Origin of the sequence: Streptomyces griseicoloratus, from assembly GCF_014534645.1 — a bacterium.
Lineage (GTDB): Bacteria > Actinomycetota > Actinomycetes > Streptomycetales > Streptomycetaceae > Streptomyces > Streptomyces griseicoloratus.
In genome coordinates this window covers 63,536-90,015 of sequence record NZ_JACVQF010000158.1, presented here as the reverse complement: position 1 = coordinate 90,015, position 26,480 = coordinate 63,536, and the positions used below count along the sequence as shown (strand labels likewise).

General features: G+C 73.9%; 26 protein-coding genes. 11 read left to right on the top strand and 15 right to left on the bottom strand.

What is annotated here, in order from left to right; translation table 11 throughout:
• Nucleotides 1-10: 10 nt before the first annotated feature.
• On the bottom strand, nt 11-976 hold the full coding sequence (locus H0H10_RS04980; RefSeq protein ID WP_188179577.1) for a carbohydrate ABC transporter permease: 966 nt from the start codon (nt 974-976) through the stop codon (nt 11-13).
• Entirely contained in the window at nt 973-2,382 is a 1,410-nt protein-coding gene (locus tag H0H10_RS04975) for an extracellular solute-binding protein (protein WP_188179576.1), read from the bottom strand. Before H0H10_RS04975 ends, H0H10_RS04980 begins: the two co-directional genes overlap by 4 nt.
• Before the next feature lie 180 nt (nt 2,383-2,562).
• Here H0H10_RS04975 and H0H10_RS04970 point away from each other — a divergent pair, with 180 nt between their 5' ends.
• Nucleotides 2,563-4,128, top strand: a complete 1,566-nt coding sequence (locus tag H0H10_RS04970) for a glycoside hydrolase family 32 protein (protein WP_188179575.1) — start codon at nt 2,563-2,565, stop codon at nt 4,126-4,128.
• 442 nt (nt 4,129-4,570) lie between these two features.
• Here H0H10_RS04970 and H0H10_RS04965 read toward each other — a convergent pair whose 3' ends face one another.
• Complete coding sequence (locus H0H10_RS04965; RefSeq protein ID WP_188179574.1) at nt 4,571-5,326, bottom strand: dienelactone hydrolase family protein; 756 nt, start codon at nt 5,324-5,326, stop codon at nt 4,571-4,573.
• A 141-nt stretch (nt 5,327-5,467) separates the two neighbouring features.
• Entirely contained in the window at nt 5,468-6,088 is a 621-nt protein-coding gene (locus H0H10_RS04960) for an L-threonylcarbamoyladenylate synthase (protein WP_188179573.1), read from the bottom strand.
• Nucleotides 6,089-6,252: 164 nt separating this feature from the next.
• Between H0H10_RS04960 and H0H10_RS04955 the strand changes: the two genes are divergently transcribed.
• The gene (locus H0H10_RS04955) at nt 6,253-7,788 is read left to right on the top strand and encodes a helix-turn-helix domain-containing protein (protein ID WP_188179572.1); all 1,536 of its coding nucleotides are present in this window, start codon (nt 6,253-6,255) and stop codon (nt 7,786-7,788) included.
• 143 nt (nt 7,789-7,931) lie between these two features.
• On the opposite strand, the gene H0H10_RS04950 is transcribed toward H0H10_RS04955, so the two are convergent.
• Both H0H10_RS04950 and H0H10_RS04945 read right to left on the bottom strand, forming a co-directional pair.
• Nucleotides 7,932-8,972, bottom strand: coding sequence for an NAD(P)-dependent alcohol dehydrogenase (locus tag H0H10_RS04950; protein ID WP_188179571.1), 1,041 nt, complete (start codon nt 8,970-8,972; stop codon nt 7,932-7,934).
• 132 nt (nt 8,973-9,104) lie between these two features.
• Nucleotides 9,105-9,767 carry a TetR family transcriptional regulator gene (locus H0H10_RS04945; RefSeq protein ID WP_188179570.1) on the bottom strand — a complete coding sequence of 221 codons (663 nt, stop codon included), beginning with the start codon at nt 9,765-9,767 and terminating at the stop codon, nt 9,105-9,107.
• Nucleotides 9,768-9,903: 136 nt separating this feature from the next.
• Here H0H10_RS04945 and H0H10_RS04940 point away from each other — a divergent pair, with 136 nt between their 5' ends.
• Together H0H10_RS04940 and H0H10_RS04935 are read left to right on the top strand one after the other, a co-directional pair.
• Nucleotides 9,904-10,140: a hypothetical protein gene (locus H0H10_RS04940; RefSeq protein ID WP_188179569.1), complete on the top strand. Its 237-nt coding sequence runs from the start codon at nt 9,904-9,906 to the stop codon at nt 10,138-10,140.
• 210 nt (nt 10,141-10,350) lie between these two features.
• A complete protein-coding gene (locus tag H0H10_RS04935) occupies nt 10,351-12,009 on the top strand; it encodes a catalase (protein WP_188179568.1) in 1,659 nt (552 codons plus the stop codon).
• Nucleotides 12,010-12,018: 9 nt separating this feature from the next.
• Here the strand turns inward: H0H10_RS04935 and H0H10_RS04930 are convergent, their stop codons facing one another.
• Nucleotides 12,019-12,912, bottom strand: coding sequence for a fructosamine kinase family protein (locus H0H10_RS04930; RefSeq protein WP_188179567.1), 894 nt, complete (start codon nt 12,910-12,912; stop codon nt 12,019-12,021).
• 137 nt (nt 12,913-13,049) lie between these two features.
• On the opposite strand from H0H10_RS04930, the gene H0H10_RS04925 reads away from it, so the two are divergent.
• Nucleotides 13,050-13,373, top strand: a complete 324-nt coding sequence (locus H0H10_RS04925) for a hypothetical protein (RefSeq protein WP_188179566.1) — start codon at nt 13,050-13,052, stop codon at nt 13,371-13,373.
• A 12-nt stretch (nt 13,374-13,385) separates the two neighbouring features.
• Here the strand turns inward: H0H10_RS04925 and H0H10_RS04920 are convergent, their stop codons facing one another.
• A complete protein-coding gene (locus tag H0H10_RS04920) occupies nt 13,386-14,729 on the bottom strand; it encodes an SLC13 family permease (protein WP_188179603.1) in 1,344 nt (447 codons plus the stop codon).
• Nucleotides 14,730-14,995: 266 nt separating this feature from the next.
• On the opposite strand from H0H10_RS04920, the gene H0H10_RS04915 reads away from it, so the two are divergent.
• Nucleotides 14,996-15,526 carry a hypothetical protein gene (locus H0H10_RS04915; RefSeq protein WP_188179565.1) on the top strand — a complete coding sequence of 177 codons (531 nt, stop codon included), beginning with the start codon at nt 14,996-14,998 and terminating at the stop codon, nt 15,524-15,526.
• Between the two features lie 736 nt (nt 15,527-16,262).
• On the opposite strand, the gene H0H10_RS04910 is transcribed toward H0H10_RS04915, so the two are convergent.
• Entirely contained in the window at nt 16,263-17,522 is a 1,260-nt protein-coding gene (locus tag H0H10_RS04910) for an MFS transporter (RefSeq protein ID WP_373566805.1), read from the bottom strand.
• A gap of 525 nt (nt 17,523-18,047) precedes the next feature.
• Here H0H10_RS04910 and H0H10_RS04905 point away from each other — a divergent pair.
• Both H0H10_RS04905 and H0H10_RS04900 read left to right on the top strand, forming a co-directional pair.
• Entirely contained in the window at nt 18,048-19,091 is a 1,044-nt protein-coding gene (locus H0H10_RS04905) for an NAD-dependent epimerase/dehydratase family protein (RefSeq protein WP_188179563.1), read from the top strand.
• On the top strand, nt 19,088-20,032 hold the full coding sequence (locus H0H10_RS04900) for a glycosyltransferase family 9 protein (protein ID WP_188179562.1): 945 nt from the start codon (nt 19,088-19,090) through the stop codon (nt 20,030-20,032). The genes H0H10_RS04905 and H0H10_RS04900 overlap by 4 nt, the downstream gene beginning before the upstream one ends.
• 225 nt (nt 20,033-20,257) lie before the next feature.
• Here H0H10_RS04900 and H0H10_RS04895 read toward each other — a convergent pair whose 3' ends face one another.
• Nucleotides 20,258-20,821, bottom strand: coding sequence for a hemerythrin domain-containing protein (locus H0H10_RS04895; protein ID WP_188179561.1), 564 nt, complete (start codon nt 20,819-20,821; stop codon nt 20,258-20,260).
• 75 nt (nt 20,822-20,896) lie between these two features.
• Nucleotides 20,897-21,442, bottom strand: a complete 546-nt coding sequence (locus H0H10_RS04890; RefSeq protein WP_188179560.1) for a DoxX family membrane protein — start codon at nt 21,440-21,442, stop codon at nt 20,897-20,899.
• A gap of 247 nt (nt 21,443-21,689) precedes the next feature.
• Here H0H10_RS04890 and H0H10_RS04885 point away from each other — a divergent pair, with 247 nt between their 5' ends.
• A complete protein-coding gene (locus H0H10_RS04885; protein ID WP_188179559.1) occupies nt 21,690-22,322 on the top strand; it encodes a GNAT family N-acetyltransferase in 633 nt (210 codons plus the stop codon).
• A gap of 22 nt (nt 22,323-22,344) precedes the next feature.
• Here H0H10_RS04885 and H0H10_RS04880 read toward each other — a convergent pair whose 3' ends face one another.
• Genes H0H10_RS04880 through H0H10_RS04870 form a run of 3 tightly spaced genes read right to left on the bottom strand, consistent with a single transcriptional unit; the run spans nt 22,345 to nt 24,094 of the window.
• Nucleotides 22,345-23,070: a metallophosphoesterase family protein gene (locus H0H10_RS04880; protein ID WP_188179558.1), complete on the bottom strand. Its 726-nt coding sequence runs from the start codon at nt 23,068-23,070 to the stop codon at nt 22,345-22,347.
• Nucleotides 23,070-23,363 (bottom strand): hypothetical protein, encoded by a 294-nt coding sequence (locus tag H0H10_RS04875; RefSeq protein ID WP_188179557.1) that lies wholly within the window; start codon nt 23,361-23,363, stop codon nt 23,070-23,072. Before H0H10_RS04875 ends, H0H10_RS04880 begins: the two co-directional genes overlap by 1 nt.
• The gene (locus H0H10_RS04870) at nt 23,360-24,094 is read right to left on the bottom strand and encodes a nucleotidyltransferase domain-containing protein (protein ID WP_188179556.1); all 735 of its coding nucleotides are present in this window, start codon (nt 24,092-24,094) and stop codon (nt 23,360-23,362) included. The genes H0H10_RS04875 and H0H10_RS04870 overlap by 4 nt, the downstream gene beginning before the upstream one ends.
• A gap of 204 nt (nt 24,095-24,298) precedes the next feature.
• Here H0H10_RS04870 and H0H10_RS04865 point away from each other — a divergent pair, with 204 nt between their 5' ends.
• Entirely contained in the window at nt 24,299-24,607 is a 309-nt protein-coding gene (locus H0H10_RS04865) for a hypothetical protein (protein ID WP_188179555.1), read from the top strand.
• Between the two features lie 60 nt (nt 24,608-24,667).
• Here the strand turns inward: H0H10_RS04865 and H0H10_RS04860 are convergent, their stop codons facing one another.
• Complete coding sequence (locus H0H10_RS04860) at nt 24,668-25,849, bottom strand: PP2C family protein-serine/threonine phosphatase (RefSeq protein ID WP_188179554.1); 1,182 nt, start codon at nt 25,847-25,849, stop codon at nt 24,668-24,670.
• A gap of 165 nt (nt 25,850-26,014) precedes the next feature.
• On the opposite strand from H0H10_RS04860, the gene H0H10_RS04855 reads away from it, so the two are divergent.
• Nucleotides 26,015-26,422, top strand: coding sequence for an SRPBCC family protein (locus H0H10_RS04855; protein WP_188179553.1), 408 nt, complete (start codon nt 26,015-26,017; stop codon nt 26,420-26,422).
• Nucleotides 26,423-26,480: the final 58 nt, after the last annotated feature.

Here is a 26,480-nt window from a genome sequence, read left to right as displayed (position 1 = left end):
GTCACCCGGCTCACTGGTAGTGGACGAAACGCCGGCTGAGCCGGAACTGGAGGGCGGTGACCGCCATGATGAGCACGAACAGCAGCACGCCCACGGCGGACGCCTCGCCGAAGCGGAGCTGTTCGAAGGCGGTCTCGTAGATGACCATCACGACGGTGCGGGTGGAGTCGCCGGGGCCGCCGTTGGTCAGGACGTAGGGCTGCTCGAAGACCTGGAGCGCGTTGATGATGCCGACCACCGACGCGACGAGCAGGGTGGGCGACAGCAGGGGCAGCGTGACCGACAGGTGCTTGCGCAGACCGGTCGCCCCGTCCAGGGATGCGGCCTCGTGGATCTCCTTGGGGATGTTGTTCAGGCCGCCGACGAACAGCAGGAACGAGAAGCCGAACTGCTGCCAGACGTAGACGAGGACGACCGTCGCCATCGCCGCGTTCTCCGACGTCAGCCAGGGCACCGGGGCGATCCCGACCAGGCCGAGCAGCCAGTTGACCACTCCGAAGTCCTGGTTGAACAGGTACTTCATCACCACCGAGATGGACGCGGCGGACAGCACCAGCGGGAAGAAGAAGGCCGAGCGGAACACCGACCGCAGCCACACCGGCATCCGGCCGTTCACCGCCAGCGCCAGCGTCAGCGCGATCAGCAGTTGCAGGGCGACCGCGAACACCATGAACACCAGCGTGTTGCGGAAGGAGACCAGCACGGTCTCGTCGCCGAACACCTCGCCGTAGTTGGCCGCCCCGGCGAACGAGGGCGAGTCGATCACGTCCCAGCGGAAGAGGCTGAGCACCACCGAGCCGACGATCGGCAGGACCGTGAACACGACGATGCCGACGATCGTCGGCGCGAGGAAGAGCGTGGCGAGCAGGCGGGTGCCGCGGTCGCGGGCCGGGGGAGGAGGCACTGCGGCGGGCGGGGCTGCGGACCGGGGTCGTGCGGCCGGCACCTGCGTGTCCGGGACCTGGGTGTCCGTCATATCTCACGCTCCATGGCTTTCTCCAGGTCGCCCTGCATCCGGCGCAGGGCGGGGCGCACCGCACGCGGCGAGGACAGGGCGGCGCCGGTGTGCTTGAGCAGCACCTGCTCGACCTCTGCCACCTGCGGGGGTGCCGGGATCGGGCCCGTGTCGGGGAACCGGTCGAGGGTGTCGTAGAAGACCCGCCAGTTCGCCGGGCCGGTCTCCCGGTAGCGGGACTCGGTCAGCATCGAACGGCGGGCCGGGGTGGTCTGGTTGCTCCGGAACAGGCGGGTCAGGGTGTCCTTGCGGGCTGCGTACTTGATGAACTCCCAGGCCGCGTCCTGCATCTTCGAGGTGCGCAGCATCGCGTAGCCGGCCGCCCCGAACTGGTGCCGCTGGGTGAGCCGGCGCGGGAAGTACTGCACGTCGTAGCCGTCCGGGTCCATGCCCGCCAGATGCAGGCCGCCCGCCCAGAAGCCGCCCGCGGGGGTGACGCCGACCCGGCCGGTGGAGAACACGCCGACGAGGTTGCTGCCGTTGCCGCCCTCGGGGCGGGTGCACAGGTCCTCCCGGACGAGGGAGGCCAGATACTCGTACGCCTCCACCACCCGGTCTTCGGTGGCCTGCGGGGTGGTCCAGCGGAAGCCGCCGCCGCGCCCGCGCCGCCGGCCGGCCGGGTAGAAGGTGTCCCACAGCCAGGAGCCGCCGGGCGCCTTCGACTCGGCGAGCAGGTTGGTGTCGTTCGCGAACAGCCAGGGCATCACGCCGCCCCACAGCCGGTTGGTCCAGAAGTACGGCGTGAAGTGCGCGTCGCTCGACCGCTTCATCCGGCGCAGCAGCGCGGTGAAGTCGTCCCGGGTCCAGTCGGGCGGCGGGACGTCGGCGCCCGCCCGGCGCAGGACCTGCCGGTTGAGGTACATGTCGGCGGCGTTGAACTCCACCGGCAGCTGGTGGAGGCTCCCCTCGTACATCATCGACTCCACCAGCGAGGGGTGGACGTCGGCGAAGTACTCGCGCAGCTCGTCCGCGTCCCGCCGCACCCAGCGGTCGAGCGGCACCCCGAGGCGCCGGGCGAAGAGCTGCACCCCCTCCGTGGCGACGTAGACCAGGTCGGGGGCGGTGCCCGCGGCGATCTGAGTGAGGATCTTCGCGAAGAAGTCCGACCAGTCGACGGCCTGTACGGCGTTCACCCTGAGCGGGATGTCGGGGTGCAGTTCGCGGAAGCCCTCGCGCAGGGCGCGTACGGCGGCCGGGTCGAAGGCGGAGCCGAGGGTGGCGACGACGAGGGAGCCGTCGTCGCGGCCGGGGATGTCGGCTCCGGTGAGCCGGTCCCAGCTCGCGGCGGTGCCGCCCAGGGCGGCGGCCCCCGCGCCGTAGGCGCCGTAGCGCAACAGCGTCCGGCGGGTGAGGTGCGAGTCGGTCATCGGGCGGGCCTAACTCGTGTTAGTTCTGGGCTGACGTCCAGATGATGTGAACGCGGCGACGGAGTGTCAAGGGGTCGGAACCGCTTGACCTTTAACGAGTTAGGTCTACAGTCCTGGTTCCACATGAGCCGCCGTTCCGAGCCGCTCTCGAATCCCCGTCGACGAGAGGAACGATGTGTGATGCGTGGACTGTCCAGGAGAGCCCTGTTCGCCGGGTCGGCCGTCGGTGCCGCGGCCGCGGTGCTGCCCACCGGGCCGGCCGCCGCGGCGCCGGGCCGGCCCCGGCCGAAGCGGGACACCGGATGCGCCCGCTACCGCGCCGCCTACCACTTCACGGTCCCCGACCAGTGGAAGAACGACCCGCAGCGCCCGGTCTGGATCGACGGCGAGTACCGCTACTTCTACCTGTACAACCCCGACTACTTCGCGGGCGGCACCATGGCGGGCACTGCCTGGCGCCTGGCCTCCAGCACCGACCTGGTGTCCTTCACGGACCGGGGCATCGCCGTGCCGAAGGACACCACCCCCAACGGCGACGTGTGGTCGGGGTCGGCGGTGGTGGACACCGAGGGCACCGCGGGCTTCGGCAAGGGTGCGGTCGTCGTGCTCGCCACCATGTCCCCCGACGACGGCCCCACGTCCCAGGCGCAGTACCTGTACTACTCCACCGACGGCGGCCGGACCTTCACCCACCACGGCACCGACCCGGTCCTTGCCAACCCCGGCGTGCGCGACTTCCGCGATCCCAAGGTGATCCGCGACGAGGAACGCGGAAGGTGGGCCATGGCGCTCGCCGAGGGCACCAAGGTCGGCTTCTACCACTCCGCCGACCTCAAGCGCTGGACCTACGCCGGCGGCTTCACCAGGGAGGGCCTCGGCGTGCTGGAGTGCCCCGACCTGTTCCGCATCACCGCGGCGGACGGCACGGCCAAGTGGGTGCTCGGAGTGAGCGCCAACGGCAAGGCCGCCGGGCTGCCGAACACCTACGCCTACTGGACGGGCACCTTCCACGGCGACGCCTTCACCCCCGACGCCGCCGAGCCCCAGTGGCTCGACCACGGTTTCGACTGGTACGGCGCCGTCACCTTCGACCGGCACCGGCCCGACGGCACCGTCGACCCGGACGTCCGTTACGCGATGGGCTGGCTGAACAACTGGGACTACGCCGACGTCACGCCCACCATCGACACGGACGGCTTCAACGGCACCGACTCGATCGTCCGCGAGATCCGCCTGAAGCGGACCGCGTCCGGCACGTGCTACCTGGCCTCGCAGCCGGTGACCGCCCTGGACGACCACGTCTCCCGCACCGTCCGCCTCGGCGACCTGACGGTCGACGGCACCCGGGTGCTGGACTACACGGGCACCGCCTACGAGCTGTCCTGCGAGATCACCTGGGACCAGCTGACCGGCGCGGGCGTCCAGTTGCGCCGCTCCGGCGACGGCAGCCGGCACATCGACGCCGGCGTGTACGGCGACTACGCCTTCGTCAACCGCCGGGGCGCGGCGAACCCCGACGTCAGCGGGAAGTGGCAGGAGAGCCACAGTCCGTTCGACCCGTCCGCCCGCACGGTGCGGCTGCGCATCCTGGTCGACCGCACGTCCGTCGAGATGTTCGTCGACGACGGCCGCTGCACGCACTCGGCGGAGGTCTTCCCGTACCTCATCGACACCGGCCTCGCGCTGTTCACGGTGGGCGGCCGGGCGGTGTTCCGCAACACCGTCGTACGGGAGTTCACCCTCTGACGCCGGTACGCCGCACCGGGCATCCGCCGCCACGCCCGGCGAACGCCGTCACGATCTCCGACGGAGCCGGCATGCGCGGCACCAGCGGCCGACGCAGCGCGCCCGACGACGGACAGGGCCCGGGCGGAGCGCACGGCGGAGCAGCCGGCGGGGAGGCCGGACCTGCGGGACCGGCACCCGGCCCTCGACCGGTCTGCATCCGTGGCCCGGGGAGACGGCCGATGCCCTCGGCCGCGCCGGGCCCGTACGGCGGGCGGGTTGGGCGGTGTGCGCCGGGCGCCGCCCGACCGGCGCACACGAGCGCCGCGCCGAGGCGCGGGCGAGCGCGGTCGGTCGGGCCGCCGGCGGGGACGCGGCGCCGGTGTGACGCGGGGTTCACCGGGGCCGCCCGGGGCGCCCCCGCACCGGCCCGCGGGCCGGCGTCCGCATGAGAAGGTCCGCCTCAGAAGGTCCGCTTCAGCAGGTCCAGCAGGGCCGCCCAGTGCCGCTCGCTCGCGTCCCGGTCGTACGCGGCGGTGTCGGCCTGGGTGTAGCCGTGGTGCGCGCCGGTGTAGACCTCGCAGCGGTGGCGGACGCCCGCCGCCGTCAGGGCCGCCTCCAGGCGCTCCTGCTGCTCCGGTGGCATCGACGCGTCCTGGTCGGCGTGGCCGAAGTACAGCTCGGCGGTGACGCGGTCGGCCAGCAGGTGCGGGCTGTCGGGGTCCTCGGTCGCCAGCCGCCCGCCGTGGAAGCCGGCCGCCGCCGCGACCCGGTCCGGGTAGGTGCCGGCGGTGAACAGCGCCAGCCGGGCGCCCATGCAGTAGCCGGTCAGCGCGACCGGGCCGTCGGCCGCCGCCGGGCAGTCCGCCAGCCACCGCAGGTAGGCGTCCGCGTCCCGCATCGCCAGGTCCGTCGTCAGCGACCGCATGATCGGGCCGAGGCGCTCGAAGATCTCCGGGCGCGCCCCAGGGTCGATGAACTCCGGCAGCTCCACGACCGGCGCCCGTCCGTGCCGGTAGAAGACGTTGGGCACCAGGACGGTGTATCCGGCGCCGGCGAGCCGGTCGGCCATGGCCCGCAGCTGCGGACGCGGGCCGAAGGCGTCCATGTAGAGCAGGACCGCGGGATGCGGGTTCCCGTCACCGGGGTGCGTCAGATAGGCGTCGGCCGTGCCGTCGGCGGTGGGGATGTCGACGGCGGTTCCCTGTACGGCGGTCATGGCGGGGCTGCCTCCCGTTCGGATGTCGGCGGACGGCCCGCGGGGCACGGGCGGATCATGCTCATCGTGGCACGCCGGGGCCGGGGGCGAGGTACCCGCCCCCGCCGGAAGGGCCCGCCCCGACGTGGGCAGGGACACCCCTCACTCGAACCGCGTCGTGTCGCCCGCGCCCCGCCGTACGATCTCCGCCTCGCCACTGGAGAAGTCGACGACCGTGGTCGGCTCGGTGCCGCAGTCCCCGGAGTCGACCACCGCGTCCAGCACGTGGTCGAGCCGGTCCTTGATCTCCCAGCCCTGGGTCATCGGCTCGTCCTCGCCGGGCAGCAGCAGCGTGCTGGACAGCAGCGGCTCACCGAGTTCGGCGAGCAGCGCCTGGGCGACGACGTGGTCGGGGATGCGCACGCCGACCGTCTTCTTCTTCGGGTGCTGGAGCATGCGCGGCACCTCCCGCGTCGCCGGCAGGATGAACGTGTAGCTGCCGGGCGTCGACGCCTTGAGCGCCCGGAACACGTCGTTGTCGATCCTCACGAACTGACCGAGCTGCGAGAAGTCCTGGCACACCAGGGTGAAGTGGTGGCGGTCGTCCAGGTGGCGGATCGACCGGATGCGGTCGACGCCGTCGCGGCTGCCCAGCCGGCAGCCCAGGGCGTAACAGGAGTCCGTCGGGTACGCGATGAGCGCGCCCGAGCGGACGCTCTCGGCGACCTGGGCGATGCTGCGCGGCTGGGGGTTGTCGGGGTGCACGTCGAAGTACTTCGCCATCCGCCGAGCTTATGCCGCGGGCGCGCACCGGCCGCGCAGGCCGGGGCGTACGGCGTACTCCGGCCGGGGCCGCCGCCGTGGAAGGTGTCCCGGCGCCCCATGGTCCCATGGGGTAACGTCCCCGAACTGGGCCGGGACGAGGCGAGGACGAGGAGAAGGGCGACGTGGCGGGCCGAGAGGACAGGAGACGGCGGCACGGGGCCGGGGCCGGCGGGGACGCGCGGTGGGCCGAGGAACTGCTCGACCACCTGCGGCCGGCCGGACGCGACGTACACCGGGTCGTGACCTGGCTCGCCGGGGCCGTGCACGCGACCGTGTCGCTGCAGGACGGCGGCACCGGCCGGCTCCTGGCCGGCACCCGCACACCGCTGGACGAGGGCCTGGTCGCGGACATCACCGCCGGCCGGATCGCCTCCGCCGCGTGCGAGGACCGCGGTCGGCATCTGCGCCTGGTCCGGGTGGAACGCGTCCATCCGGCACCGGCCGCCGTCCTCGCCGTGTCCCGCGGGGAGCCCTTCGACCGGCGCGCCTTCGACATCGTCACCCACACCGCCCAGGTGGTGGAACTGCTGCTGGCCGGCGACGAGTCGACCGCGGCCGGACAGCGGCTGCGCCGGGCGACCGCCGATCTGCGGCTGGCCATCCTGCAACTGCTGATGGTCGAGGACACCGTCTCCGCGCGCCGCGTGGCCGCGGGACTGTGGCCGGGACTGCTCGACACCGACACGGCGTGCGTCTACGTGGTGGAGAGCAGCCCCGAGGAACGCGACCGGGTGGCCGAGGAGTGTCTGGCGGCGACCGGCGAACGCGCACTGGTCGTGCGGTGCCCGGCCATGGACGGACACGTGATCGTCCTCAGCCCGTGCGGGGCCGCGGGCGAGGCGCTGCGGTCGCTGGTGGAGCGGCTTCCCGGCACCTTCCTCGGCGGCAGCGCCCGGGAGGGTCTCGCCCGGACCGCCATCGCGTACGGGCAGGCGGTGAGCGCCCTGGCCGTCGCCCGGTTCCGCCCGGAGAAGGCGGCCGCGTACGCCGAGCGGACCCGCCCCGAGCGTCTGATGGATCCGGCGGAGCTGTACCGCTGGACGGTCCGGGTGCTGCGCCCGCTGGACACCCTGCCGCACCACACCCGCGCCGAACTGCTCGCGACCACCCGGCTCGGCCTGGAGTTCACCGCCGTCAACACGGCGAAGGTCCTCGGTGTGAGCCGCAACACCGTCCGCGCCCGCATGGACCGCGTCGAGGGCCTGCTGCGCACGGACTTCACCGACCTGACCGTGCGCGCCGCCGTCCACCTCGCCCTGAACACCGAGGCCGGCCTACGGCAGCAACCCGCCGACGGCGGGGCGGAGCGGCCGGGTCGCACCGGCCTCGCCGGTCTGCTGGCCGGGCCGGCGCTGCGCACCTGGGCCGGCGACCTGCTCGGCCGGCTCGACACCGACACCCGGGACCTGCGGCGCACCCTGCGCACCTGGATCGCCGTCGGCGGCAACGCCGAACGGGCCGCGCAGACGCTGGGCATCCACGCCCAGACCGTGCGCGACCACATCCGTGGCGCGGAACCGGTCCTCGAACGCCAGCTGCTCACCGGCGGCGGCGATCTGTACGAGGTGGTGCTCGCCCATCTTGCGGTGGGCGACCTCGATGTGCCTCGCCTGTGCGGGACGAATCCGGGCCATCCGGACGCACCTGTGCACGGGTGAGTCCTCGGGCCGCCCAGGCGGGCATCGACACGATTCACAAGCGCCGAGCGGTCCACGTAGGTTCAACGGGCCGCGGGGGCACGACCGGAACGGGGGACCGGTCGCGCCCCGTGCGGCCGCCGCCGGGGACCGGGCTGCCCGCGTCAGCCGCCCGGGAGGATCACCGCACGCCCGTTGATCTTCCCCTTGTGGAGCCGTTCGTAGGCGAGCGGGGCGTCCGCCAGGGAGTACGTCTCGGTGTGCACCGACACGGCACCCGAGCGGGCCAGCGCCAGCACCTCCGTCAGCTCGCTGCGGCTGCCCCAGTACGGCGCGCTGACCGAGGCCGCGAACGGCAGCAGGCCGAAGCCGACGGGCAGGGCGGCCCCTCCGATGCCGACGATCGTGACGTCCCCTTCCACGGCCACCACGGCGCCGGCGGTCCGCACGGTCGGCTCCACGCCGACGAAGTCGAACACCGCCTCGGCGCCGAGCCCGCCGGTGAGCTCGCGCACCGTGGCCGCGGCCCTCGCGTCCGACAGGACCGTCTCGTGCGCGCCGACCTCACGGGCGAGGCGCAGCTTGTCCTGGGCGACGTCGAGGGCGACGACCCGGGCGGGCGACAGGGCGCGCAGCAGCTGGACGGCCACGTGACCGAGACCTCCGGCGCCGATGACCACCGCGGTCGACCCGGGCACGAGCTTGGGCAGCGACCGTTTGATCGCGTGGTACGGCGTCAGCCCCGCGTCCGTCAGCGGCACGGCCGCGACCGGGTCCAGGCCGTCCAGCGGGACCAGGTGCCGCGGGTCGTCGACGAGCAGGTACTCGGCCATCGACCCGGGCCGCCCGAGCCCGGGCGGGCGGATGCCCAGCCCGCCTGCGCGCAGGCAGTAGTTCTCCTTGCCCTGCGCGCACTTGGCGCAGGTGCCGCAGCCCCAGGGCCCGTACACGGCGACCGCGTCGCCCTCCTGCAGACCGGTCGCACCGGCGCCGAGCGCGGCCACCGTGCCGACGCCCTCGTGGCCCAGGGTGAGCGGAAGCTCGTACGGGAAGCTCTCGGCGGGCCAGGTCATCACCGCGATGTCGGAGTGGCACACCCCGGCGGCGGTCACCTTCAACAGCACCTGTCCGGGACCGGGTTCCGGGTCCGGGACGGTGACCACCTCGGGCGGGGCCCCGATGGTCCGGTACTGCAGTGCCTTCATGGTCGTACTCCTTCGTTCTCCCCCCGGTGGGTGGCTGGGACTCAGACCGCGGTGCAGGCGCCGGTGACCGGGGCGGTACGCCCGGAGAACTCGGTGGCGTGGTCGGTGCGGGGGCTGGTGCTCATGCTGTTCTCACTCTTCGGTGGTGCTGTCGGGGGTCGCGGCCGCGGCCTCCGAGGTCAGGGCGTCGTAGGCCCGCTCCGCGAGGGTGGCGAGGTCTTCGGCTCCCGGGTCCTCGCCGCCGCGCGCCCAGACGCGCAGGGCGGCGACGAGGACTCCCGCGGCGGCGTCGACGACGGCGGCCGGGCGCACGTCCCGGGCCGCGTCGGTGCCGAGCCGCCCGGCGACGATGCGGATCGACTCCTCCTGGGCGTCGACCCGGATGCGCTGGTAGGCGGCGAACAGGTCCGGCTCACGGTCGGCGAGGGCCAGCAGCCGGCGCATCCGGGGACGCAGGTGCCAGGCGGGGTCGTCCCGGTCGGCCAGCCAGTCCCGCACGGCCCTGCGGTAGGCGAGCAGGGGCGGCTCGTCGGCGGGGCGGGAGCGCAGCAGCGCGTTGATGCGGTCGCCGTCGCGGCGGACGAAGTCGAGGGCGGCGTCCTCCTTGCCGGCGAAGTACCGGCTGAACGTGCGGCGTGTGACGTCCGCGCGTTCGGCGATGGCTTCCACCGTGGTCGCCGCCGGACCGCGCTCCAGGATCAGGTCGCAGGCGGCGGCGGCCAGCGCGTCGCGGGTCCGCCGTGCCTTGCGCTGCCGCCGGTCCTCGGGGGCGGCGGGGGGCTTCACTGCCGTCATGCCGTGAGCGTACACCCGGGATGTCCCACTGGGACATGTGACCCACTGGGACATGACATGCCCCCGTGTGCCCCACCGGGCGGCGGGTACCCGGCCGCTGCTGAGCAACGAGGACGGTGAACAGGAGGAGGACCGTATGACCAGCGGCACGGAGACCGGTGGTGTGACCGGTACGCCGGACAAGGACTACAACCTGATCTGGTACGTCGAGTCGTGTCTGAGCAACGCGCTGCGCCTGGAGACGTACATCCAGGACGCGGAACGCGACAAGGACAACGAGGTGGCGGAGCTGTTCCGCAAGGCCCAGGCGGACAGCCGCAAGGGGGCCGAACTGGGCAAGGAGCTCCTGCGCGCGCGGCTGAGCGGCGGCTGACGGCGGTTCGCGCGGGGCCCGGACACCCGGACGGCGACGGTGTCCGGGCCCCGTCGCGTCGCGTCGTGCCGCATCGCATTTGCGGGCAAACCGGTATGTGTCGGACACGTGTCGCGCGGGTACCGGGCTTGGCGGCATACGCGGCCGTCGGCCGCCTCGCAGTTCAGGGCCTTGCCTGAGGGCAGCGACGAGTAGAAGGAGCCCACCACCATGACGGACGTATCGAGCCAGGGCCCTGCTCCGGGCGACGAGCGGAAGGTGCTCACGAACCGGCAGGGGCACCCCGTCTACGACAACCAGAACCAGCGCACGGTCGGCGCCCGCGGACCGGCCACGCTGGAGAACTACCAGTTCCTGGAGAAGATCAGCCACTTCGACCGTGAACGCATCCCCGAGCGCGTGGTGCACGCCCGCGGTGTGACGGCGTACGGCTGCTTCGTGGCGTACGGCAAGTGGGGCGACGAGCCGATCGAGCGGTACACCCGGGCGAAGCTCTTCCAGGAGGAGGGCAAGCGCACCGACCTGGCCGTCAGGTTCTCCACCGTCATCGGCGGACGCGACTCCTCCGAGGCCGCCCGCGACCCCCGGGGCTTCGCGGTGAAGTTCTACACCGAGGACGGCAACTGGGACCTAGTCGGCAACAACCTCGGCGTCTTCTTCATCCGGGACGCGATCAAGTTCCCGGACGTGATCCACGCGCTCAAGCCCGACCCGGTGACCTTCGAGCAGCAGCCCCGCCGCATCTTCGACTTCATGTCGCAGACGCCGGAGTCGATGCACATGCTGGTCAACCTGTTCAGCCCGCGCGGCATCCCGGCGGACTACCGCCACATGCAGGGCTTCGGCGTCAACACCTACAAGTGGGTGAACGCCGAGGGCGAGACCAAGCTGGTCAAGTACCACTGGATGCCCAAGCTGGGTGTGCGCAGCATGACCGAGGAGGACGCGGCCAACGTCCAGGCCGACTCGCTCGGCCACGCCACCAAGGACCTCTACGAGGCGATCGCGCGCGGCGAACACCCCGAGTGGGAGCTGCTCGTCCAGATGATGGACGACCACGACCACCCCGAGCTGGACTTCGACCCGCTCGACGACACCAAGACCTGGCCCGAGCAGGACTTCCCGCCGAAGCCGGTGGGCCGGATGGTGCTGACCCGGATGCCGGACAACTTCTTCGCCGAGAACGAGCAGATCTCCTTCGGCACCGGCGTCCTCGTCGACGGCCTGGACTTCTCCGACGACAAGATGCTGGTCGGCCGCACGTTCTCCTACAGCGACACCCAGCGCTACCGGGTCGGCCCGAACTACCTCCAGCTGCCCGTCAACCAGGCCAAGAACGCGCACGTCAACACCAACCAGCGCGACGGCCTGATGGCGTATCACGTCGACGGCGGAGACAACCCGTCGGTCAACTATGAGCCGTCGATCGCCGACGGCAGCCTGCGTGAGGCCCACTACCCCACGCACGACGAGCAGGGACCGGAGATCCGGGGCCGGCTCACCCGCAAGCGCATCCCGCGCACCAACGACTACATGCAGGCCGGCCAGCGCTACCTGCTGATGGAGCAGTGGGAGCGCGACGACCTGGTGAAGAACTTCGTGAACCTGCTGTCGCAGTGCGACCGGGCGGTGCAGGAACGCATGGTGTGGCACTTCCTGCTGGTCGAGAACGACCTCGGCCTGCGGGTCGGCGAGGGCCTCGGGATCAGCCCCGAGGACGTGGCGCACCTGGAGCCGCTGGCGAGCCAGGACCTCACCGAGGAGGACCGCAAGCGGCTGGCGAACCTCGGCAACAACCCGCCGAGGGACGTCGAGGGGCTGACCATGACGCACTGCGTCCCCGACGAGCGGCACGTCGTGACCAGGTGAGGCGAACGGTCACACGGACAGGGCGCTCCGGGCGGCCGTGAGCGCCTGCTCGGCGTAGCCGCGGCCGAACAGCACGGCGTGCACCAGCAGCGGGAAGAGCTGGTGCAGGCCGACGCGGCCGGCCCAGCCCTCGGCGAGCGGCGCGACCTGCTGGTAACCGTCCAGGACCGCCTCCAGATGGGGACAGCCGAACAGGTGCAGCATCGCCAGGTCGGTCTCCCGGTGCCCGCCGTGCGCGGCCGGGTCGATCAGCCGTACCTGACCGTCGCCGCCCCACAGCACGTTGCCGTTCCACAGGTCGCCGTGCAGCCGGGCGGGCGGCTCCGCGGGCCCCGCCAGGCCGGGCAGCCGCTCGCAGATCCGCTCGACGTCGGCCGCTTCGGCGGGCTGGACCGTACCGGCGTCGACCGCGCGGCGCAGATAGGGCAGCACCCGGTGCTCGGCGTACCAGCGCGGCCAGTCGCCGCCCGGGACGTTGCGCATCGGGGCGCGCCCGATGTACGCGTCCACCGGGCCGCCGGGCGGCGGGGCGCCGAACGCGGGCGCCCCGGCGGCGTGCAGGGCGGCCAGGTCGCGGCCGAAGCGGCCCGCCGCCCGGGCGGTGGGCCGGCCCCGCGGCACCAGGTCGACGACCAGCCAGTGCTCGTCGTCGCCGTGCAGGGCGGGGAGCCGGACCGTACCCGCCGCGGCCAGCCAGCGCAGCCCCGCCGCCTCGGCGCGCACCGACCCGGGGCCGTCCCCGCGCTTGACCATCACCGTGAGCCCGTCGTCGAGGGTGACCTCGGTGAGCGCCCCGGACAGCCTGCGCTCACCGGTCACCGCCCGCCCGGTGAGCCGGGCCGCGGCCGCCGCCGGGCCCTCGCCGTCCGTGCCGTCCGATGCCGCCGGGGGATTCGTCTGCACGGCGACCACCCTACGACCGGACCGACCGTCGTTCGCCCGGCTTCGTCGTTCCCCGGGCGGGGCCGCGTCCCGCCGACCCGGTGAACATCGCCGCGTACGCCGAGGGAACACCCCGATTCCGGGGGAGCAGTGGGACTATGACCAGTTCAGCATTCCATCGCACCATCACCCTGCCGGCCCCCGTGTGCGCACAGGCCGCCCAGCATCTGGAACAAGCCGTACGGCGGTCCATCGACGGTGCCGCCACCGCCTGGCGCGCCTTCCGCGGCGCCGACGGCGACGACTTCCAGTTCTCCGTCCCCGTGGTCGAGCAGGCCGCCGGCTGTCTGCTGGTGCTGGCCGCCGAGAGCGCCCAGAACCTGCGCCCCTCCGCCCTGCGCGCCCTGATCAGCGTGGCCCTGCACCTGCGGGACGCCGCGGAGGCCGTCCGCCGGCCCCCCGTCACCACCGGCCACTGGTGACGCGGCGGGCCGTCACGCGCCGACGGTGTGCAGCGTCGCCCACAGGGCGGCGGTGGACGCCAGCAGCGTGGCCGGCACGGTCAGCAGACCGAGCCTTGTGAACCGGCCGAGGTCCGCCTCGATGCCCCGCTGGTGCAGTATGCGCCGCCACAGGAGGGTGGCGAGCGAGCCGACGTAGGTCAGGTTGGGACCCAGGTTCACGCCGATCAGCGCCGCGAGGACGGGGCCGGGACCGGCCGGCGCGACCAGGGGGAGCAGCGCCAGGACGGCCGGCAGGTTGTTGATGACGTTGGCGAGCAGCGCGGCCACCGCCGCCACCCCGAGCAGCGCCGGCAGCGAATCCCCGCCCGGCAGGAGGCGGCCGAGCCCCGAGGCCAGGCCGCCCGCCACGACGCCCTGCACCACCACGCCGAGGGCGAGGACGAACAGGCAGAAGAGCGGGGAGGCCGCGCCCACGAGTTCCCGGGGCGTGACACGGCGGCGCGCGAGCGCCCGTCCGCCGAGGACGACGACCCCGGCCAGCGCGGCCCACGCCGGCTCCAGCCCGGCTAGCGAGGCCACGGCGAACCCGGCGAGGGTCAGGGCGAGCACGACGAGCGTGAAACGGGGCACGCGGGGCCCGGCGCCGGGTGCTTGCAGGCGGGGTCCGTCGCCTGTGCCGTCCGTGCCGTCCGTGTGGTCCGGGGCGACCGGGCCGGCGGACACGGGCACGAGTACGGGCTCGGCCCTGGGCGTGGCCCTGGGCGTGGCCAGGTCCGCGCGGAAGAAGCGGCGGAAGACGGTGTACTCGACGGCGATCGCCGCCAGCCAGGGCAGCGCCATCAGCGCGGCGAACCGGGTGAAGGTCAGACCGCTCGCGGTGAACGCCAGCAGGTTGGTGAGGTTGGAGACCGGAAGCAGCAGGGAGGCGGAGTTCGCCAGGTGCGCGGTGGCGTACACGTGCGGGCGGGCCCGGGCACCGGTGCGGGCCGCGGTGGCGAGGACCACCGGGGTGAGCAGCACGACGGTGGCGTCCAGACTGAGCACGGCCGTGACCGCGCAGGCCACGGCGAACACCCCGGCCAGCAGCCGTCGCGGACTGCCGCCGCAGCGCCGGGCGACGGCCGCGCCGGCCGCCTCGAACAGGCCCTCACGCGCACACAGGTGGGCCAGCACGAGCACCAGGGCGAGGAAGCCGATCACCGGCAGGAGAGTGCGGATCTGCACCCACGCCTCGTGCGGCGCGACCGCGCCGAGCGCCACCGTGAGCGCGGCGGCGGGCACGGCGGCCGTGGCCTCCGGCAGGCCCCGGGGACGGAGCACGGCGAAGGCCAGCACGCACAGCAGCAGGACGACCGGGACGACGGTGGTACTCAGGGGTCTTCCTCCAGCACGAGAGCACGAGAGCGCGAGAGAGCACGAGGGGGCCGGGCCGGTACCCGGTGGTCGGCAAAGTCCAAGGATCGCACCCCTGGGACGGCGGCCCGCTCCCTGGGCCCGCCGGCCTCGGCCACCCGCCCCGGGCGGATGTGTCCGGGGCCACGCCGTCGACGAGACCCGGACCATTTCCGGCGCCCGGGGCCGCGGGCTACCGTTTCCGCTGACCCCCGGCCCCTCGGCGAGCAGTTTTGGACGGTCCGGCAGTGAAAGCAGATCTCTCCCCGGTCATCGCGGCGACCGCCCAGTGGCTGACGTGCGCCTACCCGGCGTCCGGCGGCCCCATGGCCTCCGCGCTGTGCGAGGCGCAGGCACGGCAGGCCGTGACGGTCGCCGCCCGGCTGCGCTACCCCACGCCGATGGACGCGGCCCTGATGGGCATGGCGGGCCCCGGCGGCTCCGCCCGGCTCGACTGGATCACGGGCGCGGACGGCACGGCGGCCGCCGACCCGGACGGTCACGCCTGGCGCACCTGGGTGGACGAGGTCGTGGCCAGCTGGGCGGCCTGTCTGCTGACCGACCCGCGACTCGCCGAGCAGGCGGTCACCGCGCTCGCGGAGGACGGCGACCGGACGGGCGGGACGCCCGCCGAGTTCCGCCACCTGCTCGCGCCCGACGACCACGACCGGCGGGCCGCGGCACTACTGCGCCACCCCGACCTCGTGGCCCCCGTAGCCGCCCTGCACCACCCCGAACTCCTCACCCGCCTGACCCCCGGCCAGGCACAGGCCGCCTGATTCCCCGGTCCTCCTCGGCTGAGGGCCCTCGCGACCGAGCGGTGCACGGCTGGCGGCGTACGCCCGGCACCGCCGATGGCCCGGACGGGCTGCGGCTGGGGGTGGCTAGCGGTTCCGGTCGGCCTGGTCTGCTCGTCGTGAGCCCGGAACGCCGCGCGGGCCCGGACGCTCTACGACGGTTCGGACGGTCTACGGCCGGGTGGCCAACGCGCTGGTCGGTGTGTGGCTGGGGCAGCTGAGGGCCCGGACGGCCTCCGGCTCGGCCGCAGCGCGGCTTGGACGGCTCGCGATTCGCAGGGCGCAGGTCAGCTCGGCATGAGGCCGGGACGGGCTGCCGCTCGGCCGGTGTGCGGCCAGGACAGCGGACGGCCGGGACGGCCTGCGGCTGGAACGGCTCACGGTTCCGAACAGCCCACCGCCCGGACACCCCACGGCCAAGACGGCGGACCACCGGGACGGCCCACTTCCCGGACGGAGGACCGCCGGGACGGCCCGCTTCCCGGACGGAGGACCGCCGGGACGGCCCGCTTCCCGGACCGCCTATGGCTCGGGACGGCTCGCAGCGGGGTCGGCCTGCGGCTTGGGTGGCGTGGCGCTTGGGCGGCCAACGGCTCGGGCGGCGTACGGTCCGGACAGTCCCGGGCCGAGAGGGCCCCGGCCGAGACGGCCCCGGCCGGGACGGGCTCGCCCGGGGCGCTGGGCCCAGCCCTGAGAGGACGGCCTGCGGGCCGGGGTGTCACGCGGCTGTGCTCAGTGCCGCTCGCTCCGGCACGTCTCCGTCCGCCGTCCGTACCGGCACCGGCGTCGTCGTCCGGCGTTCGCGCAGGAGGTAGCCGGAGCCGATCGCGCCGGCGATGATCAGGCCGCCCACGACGAGTGCTCCGCGCGCACCGGCGAGTTCCATCAGCAGGCCGAGCGCCGGCGGGCCGCCGAGGCTCCACACCGTGCCGATGCTGCCCCAGACACCGAGTACCCGGCCCCGCATGTGGGCAGGCGGATCGGTCTGGAGGACCGCCGTGCCCGCCGTGTCGGAGACGGACTCCACCACGGCCATCGGCAGCACCACGACCAGGAGCACGGCCATCGACGGCGACAGCCCCGCCACCACCTGGAGCAGTCCGCCCGCCGCCGCCAGCATCCCCACCAGCCGCACCGAGGGCCTTCGCAGCCGGCCCCCGAGGACCGCGCCGACGATGCCGCCGACCGCCAGGACGGTCGAGACCGTGCCGAACGACCCGGCGCCGCCCGCGAGCGGCCCCGTGACGAGCACGGCGAGAGTCAGCTGGTAGTTGCGCCCGAAGACCGCGCTGACGCCGGTGACACCGGCCAGCCCGAGCAGCCGGGGCCGGCGTACGAAGAAGGCCAGGCCCTCCCGCACGGACATCTCGCCGCCCTCGGCACGCCGGCCGCGCCCGGCCCGCACCGCCGCCCCCGCCGCCCGGACCGCACCGCGCGCCGGACGGAGGAACGGGATCACCGAGGCCACGAACAGGAACGACACGCCGTTCGCCGCGTAGGCGGCGGCCGTGCCGAGGAACCCGACCGTCACGCCCGCCAGCGCGGCGCCCGTCAGACGGCCCGCCTGGTGCACCAGCGCGCCCACCCCGATGGCGGACGGGACGTCCTCCGCCGGGACGAGGTCGTTGCCCAGCAGGGAGCAGGCCGGACCGTCGACCGTGGCGATGACGCCGGTCACGGCGGCCAGCACCATCAGGGACGTCATGTCGAGCCGGTCCAGCGCCACCAGGGTGGCGGTGGTGAAGGCCACGGCGCCGAGGAGCGCCTGGCTGACCGCGGCCGTCAGCTTCCGCGGCCAGCGGTCCACGGCGGCCCCGCCGAACATGCTGATGAGCAGCGCGGGCGCGGCCTGAACGGACATCGACAGACCCGTCGCGGCGGCGGAACCGGTGATCTGGAGGACCAGCAGGTTCTGCACCGTGAGCTGCATCCACGTACCGGCGTTCGAGACGAAGTTCGCCACGGACCACCACCGCATGCTGCGGTACCGCAGCGACCGCCACGGCGAGTGTGACGCGCCCGGGGACGCGGTGGGGGCCGGAGGCGGAGCAGGGGCCGGCGGGGCGGAAGCGGAGGAGGAAGACACAGTGCGCTACTCGAAGACGACTCGGGGGGCCCCGGAGGGCGAGATGGACGGGAGCGAGGACACCGGCAGCGCTGCGCGGCCACTCCACTGAGCCGGAGTACGGCGCGGACCATCGTGGCAGAAGGGACCGCCCAGTCGGCGCCGGCGCCCGGTGCGGCGCCGGGCGAGCGGCTGCCAAATCCCCGTGGTGCGCAGGTACTTGACGCAGTGAGTGTGGTTGATCACAGGCTCCGCCCGCCGCATCCGGAGGAACAGGCGGCCGTGACGGCGGCCACAGCGGCCGGCCCGGACGACGGGGCGGCCGGCGCCCGACGGTCCGCGACGGACGGGACGGGGCAGGCGTCAGAGCATGAATGCGACTCGGAGGGGCACCCGGGACGCGGTCGTCAGCGCTCGCAGGGAAGGAAGGTCGTCCTGATGATGCCGACCGCGGCGTTCAGCACGCGCGACGGGCACCGGGCGCCCTGGGGCCGCGCCCTGGTGACCGGCGGGGCCGGCTTCCTCGGGTCCCACCTGTGCACCCGCCTGCTCGATTCGGGTGTCGAAGTCGACTGCCTGGACAACCTCTCCACGGGCCGGGCCGAGAAGGTCGCCCACCTGGCCGGGCGCCCGGGATTCCGCTTCCTGGAGCAGGACATCTCCGACCCCGACTGTGCGGCGGCGCTCACCGGCCCGTACGACCTGGTCCTCCACCTCGCGGGCCCGCCGTGCCCTGCGGATCCGGCCGCCCGGCCGGACCGGCCCGTGGAGATCCGGGGCGCCGGCAGCCGGGGGACCCGCAACGTACTGGCCGTCGCCGGCCGCGACGGCGCCCGGTTCCTGCTCGCCTCGTCGCCGCCGGTGTCCCCGGACGGCCCGCCCACCGGCCCGCGCCGCGGGCCCGACGCCGGCCCCGTCGGGCCGCACACCGCCTGCGCGGAGGCGGTCCGGTCCGCCGAGGCCCTGGTCGCCGCACACGCGGCCGCCCACGGATCGAACGCCGGCGTCGTACGGCTGTTCACCGGCTACGGGCCCGGGATGCGGACGGACGACGGAGGCATCCCGGCCGCCTTCATCGAGCAGGCCCTGTCGGGACAGCCGGTCACGGTCGCCGGGGACGGCAGCCGGGCGCACCCCCTGTGCTACGTCGACGACATGGTCGACGGCGTGCTCCTGGTCGCGGCCGGCCGGTCGGTGCGCCCCGTGGACATCGGCGGCGACGAGGAGCCCACGGCCGTGGAGATCGCCCGCCACGTGATCGACCTGACCGGTTCGTCCTCACCGCTGACCTTCGTCGACCGGCCGGGGGACCGGCCCGAGCCGCCCGCGCCGGTCACCGGTTTCGCCCGCGAGATCTTCGGCTGGCTGCCGAGCGTGACCTGGCGGGACGGCCTCGAACGCACCATCGCCTCCCTCCGGGGCGGGTCGTCGCCCGGTCGTCCGGTGCCGATGACGGCGCACGGCGGGGCGTGGTGGGCGTGAAGGCACTCGTCGCCCGCCCCGGCGGACTCGGCGGTGTGCTCCTGGCCGGTCCGGCCGTCCGGGCCGTGGCCACCCGGGCCGGACGGGTCACGATGCTGTGCGGCCCGCGCGGAGCGCCCGCCGCCCGCCTGCTGCCCCACGTCGACGACGTCGTGGTGTGCGACGACGCCGTGCTGTGGGGCACACCCCCGGACCAGGACACGGACGCCGACGGCGTGATCCGGCGGCTGCGGCATGACTCGTACGACGTCGCGCTCGTCCTGGCACCGGGGCGGCGGAGCCCCTTGCCCGCGGCCCGGCTGCTGCGCACCGCGTGCGTGCGCCGCATCGGCGCGGGCCCCGACCGTGACGACGGCCTCCTGGACGTTCACCACCAGCGGCTGCCCGGCCGGCACGAGGCCGAGGCCGCACTGGACGCGGCCGCCGCCATGGGCTTCGGGCTGCGCACCGGCGACGACGGCCGGCTCCGTGTCCGCCCGGTGCCCGACACCGCCGGCCTCACCGGCAACGGGCCGTACGTCGTCGTCCACCCCGGCGCCGGCGACCCCGAGCGCGCCTGGGCGGCCGAGCGCTGCGCGGAGACGGTCGCCCTGCTCTGCGACGCCGGTCACCGGGTCGTCGTCACCGGCGCACCGGACGAGACCGCGTTGACCCGCCGGGCCGCCGGTGACACGGCCGTCGACCTGGGCGGACGGACCTCACCGCGGTCGCTCGCGGGCGTCCTGCGCGCCGCCGACGCACTCGTCACCTGCTCGACCGGCCCGGCCCACCTCGCCGCGGCCGTCGGCACGCCGGTCGTCTCCCTGTCCGCCCCGCCCGGGCCGTCGCAGTGGCCCGTCGCCCCCTACCGGGTGCCGACGGTCCTCCTCGGCGGCCGGGGGCGGCCCGCGCCGCACGAGGTGCTGCGGGCCGTACGGAGACTCCTGCAGCAGGACGCGTGACAGCTCGCGAAGGGGCCCGTCGCCACCACGACGGGCCCCTTCCCACCTGCACACGCGCGTGCCGGCCACCGCGTCACGCGTACCGGCCACCGCGTCACGCGTACCGGCCACCGCGTCACGCGCGTACCGGCTCCCGCGTCACGCGCGTACCGGGCCACCGCATCGCGCGTATGCCGGCCACCGCGTCACACGCGTGCGGCCACCGCGCACCCCACCGCCACGCGCTCAGCCGGGCTTGCCGCGGCCCGACAGCGCGTCCCGCACCCGGTCGACCATCCCCGCCCCCGGTGCGAGGAGCTTGTTCATCGGCGGCTTGTCCGGGGCGGCCGGGTGCGGCCGGGTCGGGGCCGTCCGCTTCGCCTGCCGGACCTTGTCGCCCAGCTTGTCCAGCGCCTCGGCCGGGCACGCCTCGCGCAGCCTCGGGAACAGGTTGCCCTCCTCGTCGGCGACATGCTCGCGGATCTCGCTCATCAGCGTGCCGACCAGCCGGTCGAACTCGGGGTCGTCCGCCTGGCAGCCCTCCAGGTCCTTCATGATCTGCTCGGCCTGGGCGTGGTCCTCCAGCTCCTTGTCCGCGAGAGCGCCCCCGTTCGCCACGTGCTCACGCACGGCCGGGTAGAGATACGCCTCCTCCGCCACCGAGTGCCGCACCAGCTCGATCGTGACCTGATCGGCGTACAGCTTGCGGTCCTTGTGACCGGACGGCAGCGCCTCGATCTTCCCGAAGAGCTCCTCGACCTCCCGGTGGTCGGTCGTCAGCTCGTCGATGACGTTTCCTCCGTGTCCCATGTTTCACCTCCAGCCAGGTCGTGACGGACCGGGACCGGGCCGCCACGCGCCACGGGTCCCCCGGCGCCGGAGGGGCTAACGCCCGGGCTTGCACGCGCTCATCCGGGCCTTGAGCCCGCCCGCCGCGGCCGCGGGACGCGCCGTCGCGCGCACGGAGCGGCGCACCAGCCCGGCGTCGCGGCGCAGGCCCTGCGCGGCGTGGCGGCCGCGCCACAGCATCGAGGGGGCGCCGCCCGTGTCGTCGGCCGCGATGAGCAGGCCGCCGAGCATCGAGAGGTTCTTCAGGAAGTGGACGGTCTGCTGGGAGCGGTCGGGCCCCTCCGCATCCCAGAAACGGTGCCCCGCCAGCGTGGTCGGCACCAGCGTCACCGCGAGGGCCAGCGCGGACAGCCGGGGCAGGCGGCCGAGTCCCAGCAGCACCCCGCCCACCACCTGCACGGCGCCGTTGAGCCGTACGAGCTGCTCGGTGCTGTCCGGCAGCGCGGACACGCGGTCGGCCACCGGCCGCACGACCGGCTCCGCCAGCGGGGCCAGCTCTCCGGGGTTGCGCAGGCAGTTCAGGCCGCCGGCGACGAACATCGAGGCGAGCATCGGGCGTCCGACCACACGCAATAGGCTCATGGCACTCTCTCCAGGGGTGTCGTGTCTAGGGCGATCATCAGGTTCCCCGCCGGGCCGGCGCCATTCGGCGACCCGTGCGGTCCCGGCGGTCGCCGTCACCGTGTGCGGGCTTCGCGCAGGTCACGGGACGGTTTGCGGCTGGGGTGACAGATCCCGGCCACGGTGCCCGGCCGGCGCATCCGGCGCAGTGCCCGCCGGTGCCGGCCGGAGACTTGTGGGAGCGCTCCCAAGAGGGCAGGATGCTGCGGTGACCTCGACCGCAGCCGTACGCCCTTACCGGCCCGGGGACGCCCCGGCCCTCGACGACATCTGCATCCGCACCGCGCACAACGGCCAGGACGCCCGGCCCGTGTACGCGGACCCCGACATCCTGCCCGTCATCTTCGCCGCCCCGTACGTCCATCTGGACCCCGGGCTGGCCTTCGTGCTGGACGACGGGCACGGCCGAGCCGTCGGCTACATCCTCGGCACGGCCGACACCCCCCGCTTCGCCAAGGAGTTCCGCACCGAGTGGCTGCCCCGGGTCGCGGACCGCCACCCGGCACCCGACGGCCCGCCCGGCACCCCGGACGAGGTCATGGCCGGACTCCTGCACAACCCCGAGCGCATGATCGTCCCCGAACTGGCCGCGTACCCCGCCCATCTCCACATCGACCTGCTGCCCGAGTGGCAGGGCCGTGGTCACGGCCGCGCGCTCATGCGGACGTTCCTGCGGGCACTGCGCGAGCGCGGGGTACCGGCCGTCCATCTGGTCATGGCGACGGCCAACACCCCGGCCAGGGCGTTCTACGACCGTATGGGCTTCCACGAGATCGAGGCAGGGATCTCCGGCGACGTCACGTGCCTCGGGCGTACGACGGACGAGCCCGGCCGGCCCTGAAGGGCCCGGCGGAACCGGTCGGTCAGGCGGTGTGCAGCTGGTAGACGTTGAACGCCCGGCGGATCACCGGCTGTGCCACGTTGCGCACCCGCACCCCGCCGGCCGTCATGCCGTGCTCCGAGCCCAGATGCGCGTGCCCGTGGACGGCGAGGTCCGCGCCGGCCGTGTCGATCGCCTCGGCCAGCAGATAGCTGCCGAGGAAGGGGTAGATCTCCGGCGGCTCACCGGCGAGCGTGTCGGCGACGGGGGAGAAGTGGGTCAGCGCGATCCGCGCCGCGCAGCCCTGGCGGGACAGCTCCTCCAGGGCGGTGCGCAGACTGTCCGCCGAGCGCCGGGTGGTGCGGACGAACTCCTTCATCAGCGGCTCGCCGAACTCCCCGGCGCTGCGACCGACGAACCCGCCGCCGAAGCCCTTGGTCCCCGCTATCCCGAGGCGGGCCCCGGCACATTCCACGACCGTCCCCGCACCTTCCAGGACCGTCACCCCGGCGTCCTGGAGCAGGGCGGTGACCTTGTCCGGCTGCTCGTCGTGGTGGTCGTGGTTGCCGAGTACGGCCACCACCGGCACCGGCAGGTCACGGACCTCCTGCGCCACCACCCGGGCCTCCTCCTGCGTGCCGTGCCGGGTCAGGTCCCCGGCGAGCAGCAGCAGGTCGGCACAGTCGGGCAGGGTCTCGAAGGCGGGCCGCAGCAGCCCCTGGCTGTCCGGCCCCATGTGGATGTCTCCGACGGCGGCGACGCGGATCATCACAGCTCCTCCGCATGGTCGGGGCGGGCGGTCTCCGCCACCACGATGTCGGTGTGCACGGTGAGCCCGGTCAGCTCCTCGTGCACGATCCGCAGCAGGGTCTCGCGGCACTGCGCGGAGGGCACCGTACCGGTGACCGCGATCGCCCCGGCCCGGATCTCGGCCCGTACGCCCAGCTCGCCGAGCTCCTCGGCGGCGAGCCGGTCGTGCAGGTGGGCGACGCGGTACTCGACGTTCTCGGCGGGGGCGGCGCCGCGCGCCGCGGGGTCCTGCGGAACGGCGGGGTCGCTCATCGGTGATCCTCCTTCGCGGGACCTGCCGGGGCTTCGGCCGCGTCTTCGGGCGCGTCTTCGGGCGGAGAGATGATCTCCAGCCGTTCGAGGACGAAGAAGAACGCCGCCGGCATCGGGGCGTCCCCGCACTCCCGGCGCAGCTCCTCCCAGTCGATCTTCTCCCGCAGGGTCCGGGCGATCGGCAGCACCGCCCCGAAGTCGCAGTGGTGCTCGGAGAAGGCCGCCAGCAGACCGTGCAGCAGGTCGGTCGGGGACAACACCGGCATGAGCACCGAGTCCACCGACAGCTCCTCGGCCCGGCCCAGCAGCTCGGTCGTCACGGGCTGGTGCGCCAGCTCGAAGATGAGGTCGACCGGCTGTCCCAGGCAGTCGGCCTTGAGCAGCCAGTCCTCGGGAGGCGTGTAGACGGGCAGCCCGGCCTCCTGCAGCGTCTCCGCGACGGCCGGTGCGTCCTCGGGCCGGATGCAGAAGTCCACGTCGTGCTGGAGGTTCTGGGTGCCGCCGTGGGCGTAGACGGCGACGCTGCCCGCCAGTGCGAACGGGTGCTCCTTCCTCTTGAGGATCGCGCCGACCTGCTTGGCGGCCTGGAGGATCGCCTGGTTGCGGTCGAGCGGGAGATCCTCGCGCAGTGACCGGTTCCGGGGGACGAGCCCGGAGTCCCCGGTCGCCGGACGGAGTTCGGACACGCCGGCGCGCGGGTCGAGAGCGCGGTCGTCGGCGGGCTGCGTCATCGCTGTCCCCTTCCAGGGCTGTCCCCTCTTGCGGTGCCGGAGCTCTTGCGTGCCGGAGCTCTCGCGGTGCCGGAGCTCTTCCGGTTTCCGAGCACAGGCTGTGACGGTGCCCTTCGGGTACCCGGCGGGCAACCGCCGACACGGGTGCCGTTCCGGCCGCCGGAGACGGGGGACGGCCGAGGGGAATCAGGGCACTCGGAGGGCATGAACAGCAAGCGCGAGCGGCAGACCGGGCCCGAGGAGCGCCGGACCGTCGAGCGGCTGGTGGCCGCGTGGCTGGAGGAGACCGAACGCAACGACCGCGCCGCGGCCCACGAGGCCCGCACCGGCTGGGAGAGCGGCGAGCTGTCCGACCGGGCCGCCCAGGACCTGGCCACCTGGGTCACCGCCAGGGTCACGGACACGGGCTTCACCGAGGACGAGGGCCCCTACGTCGAGGGTCCCGTCCGCATCACCCCCGCCGACAAGGACACCGTGCACGGCTGGCTGCGCGCACGGGGCCACGACGTCTGAGCGGCGGCGAGATCCGGGGCGTCCGGCATCCTGGGCGTCCGGAGGCGGGCGGCGTCCGTGTCAGGCGGCGGGGGGCCGCCACTCGAACATCAGGATCGTCGCGTCGTCCTGCAACTGGCCGGTCTGCGCGTCCAGCATCGAGTGGATCAGGCGCCGCAGTGCCTCCGGCGCCAGCTCGCCGCTGCCCGTGGCCCGGATGACGTAGTCCACGAACCGCTCGAGACCGAACAACTGCGCGTCCCGGGTGCGTGCCTCGGTGACCCCGTCGGTGTACAGCAGCACCCTGTCTCCCGGCTCCAGGGCCAGTTCGTGCGTCTGGCGCGGCTGGGAGGCGAGCAGGAACGGCGCGCCCATGGGCGGGTCGGCGTCGCGTTCCATGGCGTCGACGATCAGATGGTCGCCGCGGAGCAGCAGGGGCGTGGGATGCCCGCAGTTGCACCAGCGCAGTACACCGGTGGCCAGGTTCAGCTGGGTGAGGACCCCGGTGCAGTACTGGTCGGGAAGCCAGCGGGACAACGCCTCGTCGACGGATGTCACCAGCTCGGGGAGATCCGCCCCGTTGCGCCGGGCGTTGCGGCAGGCGGCCAGGGCCACCGCGCTGGTCAGGCCCGAGGCGAGGTCGTGCCCCATGGCGTCGAGCACCGAGGCGTGCAGGGTCGTGGGGGTGAGCGAGTGGTCGAAGGCGTCGCCGCCGATCTCGTAGGCCGGTTCCAGGACGGCCGTCGACACGACGTTTCCGTTGCCGATGGTGCGCGGCGGCAGGAAGGCGCGGAGCATCTCGGAGGGCAGACGCATCTGCTCGGTGCGGGTACGCCGGACGAAGGAGTCCTCGTAGGCCCGCTTGGACGTGATCATCATGGCCAGGAGCGAGGCGAGTGCCCTGCCGCGGGACAGCGTGGAGGCGGTGACCGCCATCGTGTGCACGCCGAGCACACCGAGCCGCTCCGCACCGTCCAGCAGCGGGAACCAGGCGATGATCTCGCCCGTCTCCGACTCCTCCACGCGCAGTGCCTGCGTACGGTACGCCCAGCCCGCCAGTGTGCCGTCGACGGCGAGTGTCGAGCCCATGTCGGTCTGCGGCACGAGATGGCGCTGTTGCAGGTCCGCGAGGTACACCACGGCGTGCTGCAGGCCCAGGGCCCTGACACAGCGGGCCACGGCGGTGCCCAGGTCCAGCGTCAGATGGGCCGGGTCGGCAAGGAAGTCCTGCAGCAGCGTGTCGCTCGTCTCCGGCGTCGACACCTCGTCTGCCCTCCTCGGACGTCCGCGGGGGCGGGGCACCTGAGCAGCAGTCTCGCATCGTGCGGCCCGCTCCGCGCGCCGAGCGGATCTCCCGGCGGGCGCTTCGGTTCCGGTATACCGGGCACGCGTTCCGACGTACGACAGCGAGCCGAGGAGTGGTGCCGCATGACCGAGTACGAGCGTTCCCGCACCATGCCCGCCCAGCCCGAGCAGGTCTTCGACCGGGCCGCCGACATCGCCCGCCTGGACACCTGGCTGCCCCGGGACCTGCACGTGCACGCCGAGGACCTGCCCGCCGTCACCGTGCACGAGGACCGCACCGACCAGGACACCTCCGCGCTGCTGAGCGCCCGGCCGGAGCAGATGCGGCTCGAATGGGGCACGCGTGAGCAGGGCTCCTACGCCGGCTGGCTGCAGGTGGCCGGGCTCGACAGCGGTGCCAGCGAGGTGACGGTGCACCTGTCGTTCTTCGACGACAGCCACGACCCGGGACAGCGCGCGGTGGCCGACGCCCTCGACAGCAGCCTGCGGCGGCTGGAGGAGCAGGTACGAGGGGGAGGGGACCGGCGGTGATCCCGCCGCGGCAACACCTTCCGCCCCCGGGCGCCGGATCCAGGCCCTGTGCGGCCGT

Bases quoted from the DNA above. Each gene is read 5' to 3' on its own strand.
- H0H10_RS04980 (WP_188179577.1), bottom strand. From the start codon at position 976: ATGACGGACACCCAGGTCCCGGACACGCAGGTGCCGGCCGCACGACCC.
- H0H10_RS04975 (WP_188179576.1), bottom strand. From the start codon at position 2,382: ATGACCGACTCGCACCTCACCCGCCGGACGCTGTTGCGCTACGGCGCC.
- H0H10_RS04970 (WP_188179575.1), top strand. From the start codon at position 2,563: ATGCGTGGACTGTCCAGGAGAGCCCTGTTCGCCGGGTCGGCCGTCGGT.
- H0H10_RS04965 (WP_188179574.1), bottom strand. From the start codon at position 5,326: ATGACCGCCGTACAGGGAACCGCCGTCGACATCCCCACCGCCGACGGC.
- H0H10_RS04960 (WP_188179573.1), bottom strand. From the start codon at position 6,088: ATGGCGAAGTACTTCGACGTGCACCCCGACAACCCCCAGCCGCGCAGC.
- H0H10_RS04950 (WP_188179571.1), bottom strand. From the start codon at position 8,972: ATGAAGGCACTGCAGTACCGGACCATCGGGGCCCCGCCCGAGGTGGTC.
- H0H10_RS04945 (WP_188179570.1), bottom strand. From the start codon at position 9,767: ATGACGGCAGTGAAGCCCCCCGCCGCCCCCGAGGACCGGCGGCAGCGC.
- H0H10_RS04940 (WP_188179569.1), top strand. From the start codon at position 9,904: ATGACCAGCGGCACGGAGACCGGTGGTGTGACCGGTACGCCGGACAAG.
- H0H10_RS04935 (WP_188179568.1), top strand. From the start codon at position 10,351: ATGACGGACGTATCGAGCCAGGGCCCTGCTCCGGGCGACGAGCGGAAG.
- H0H10_RS04925 (WP_188179566.1), top strand. From the start codon at position 13,050: ATGACCAGTTCAGCATTCCATCGCACCATCACCCTGCCGGCCCCCGTG.
- H0H10_RS04910 (WP_373566805.1), bottom strand. From the start codon at position 17,522: ATGCGGTGGTGGTCCGTGGCGAACTTCGTCTCGAACGCCGGTACGTGG.
- H0H10_RS04905 (WP_188179563.1), top strand. From the start codon at position 18,048: ATGATGCCGACCGCGGCGTTCAGCACGCGCGACGGGCACCGGGCGCCC.
- H0H10_RS04895 (WP_188179561.1), bottom strand. From the start codon at position 20,821: ATGGGACACGGAGGAAACGTCATCGACGAGCTGACGACCGACCACCGG.
- H0H10_RS04890 (WP_188179560.1), bottom strand. From the start codon at position 21,442: ATGAGCCTATTGCGTGTGGTCGGACGCCCGATGCTCGCCTCGATGTTC.
- H0H10_RS04880 (WP_188179558.1), bottom strand. From the start codon at position 23,070: ATGATCCGCGTCGCCGCCGTCGGAGACATCCACATGGGGCCGGACAGC.
- H0H10_RS04875 (WP_188179557.1), bottom strand. From the start codon at position 23,363: ATGAGCGACCCCGCCGTTCCGCAGGACCCCGCGGCGCGCGGCGCCGCC.
- H0H10_RS04870 (WP_188179556.1), bottom strand. From the start codon at position 24,094: ATGACGCAGCCCGCCGACGACCGCGCTCTCGACCCGCGCGCCGGCGTG.
- H0H10_RS04865 (WP_188179555.1), top strand. From the start codon at position 24,299: ATGAACAGCAAGCGCGAGCGGCAGACCGGGCCCGAGGAGCGCCGGACC.
- H0H10_RS04855 (WP_188179553.1), top strand. From the start codon at position 26,015: ATGACCGAGTACGAGCGTTCCCGCACCATGCCCGCCCAGCCCGAGCAG.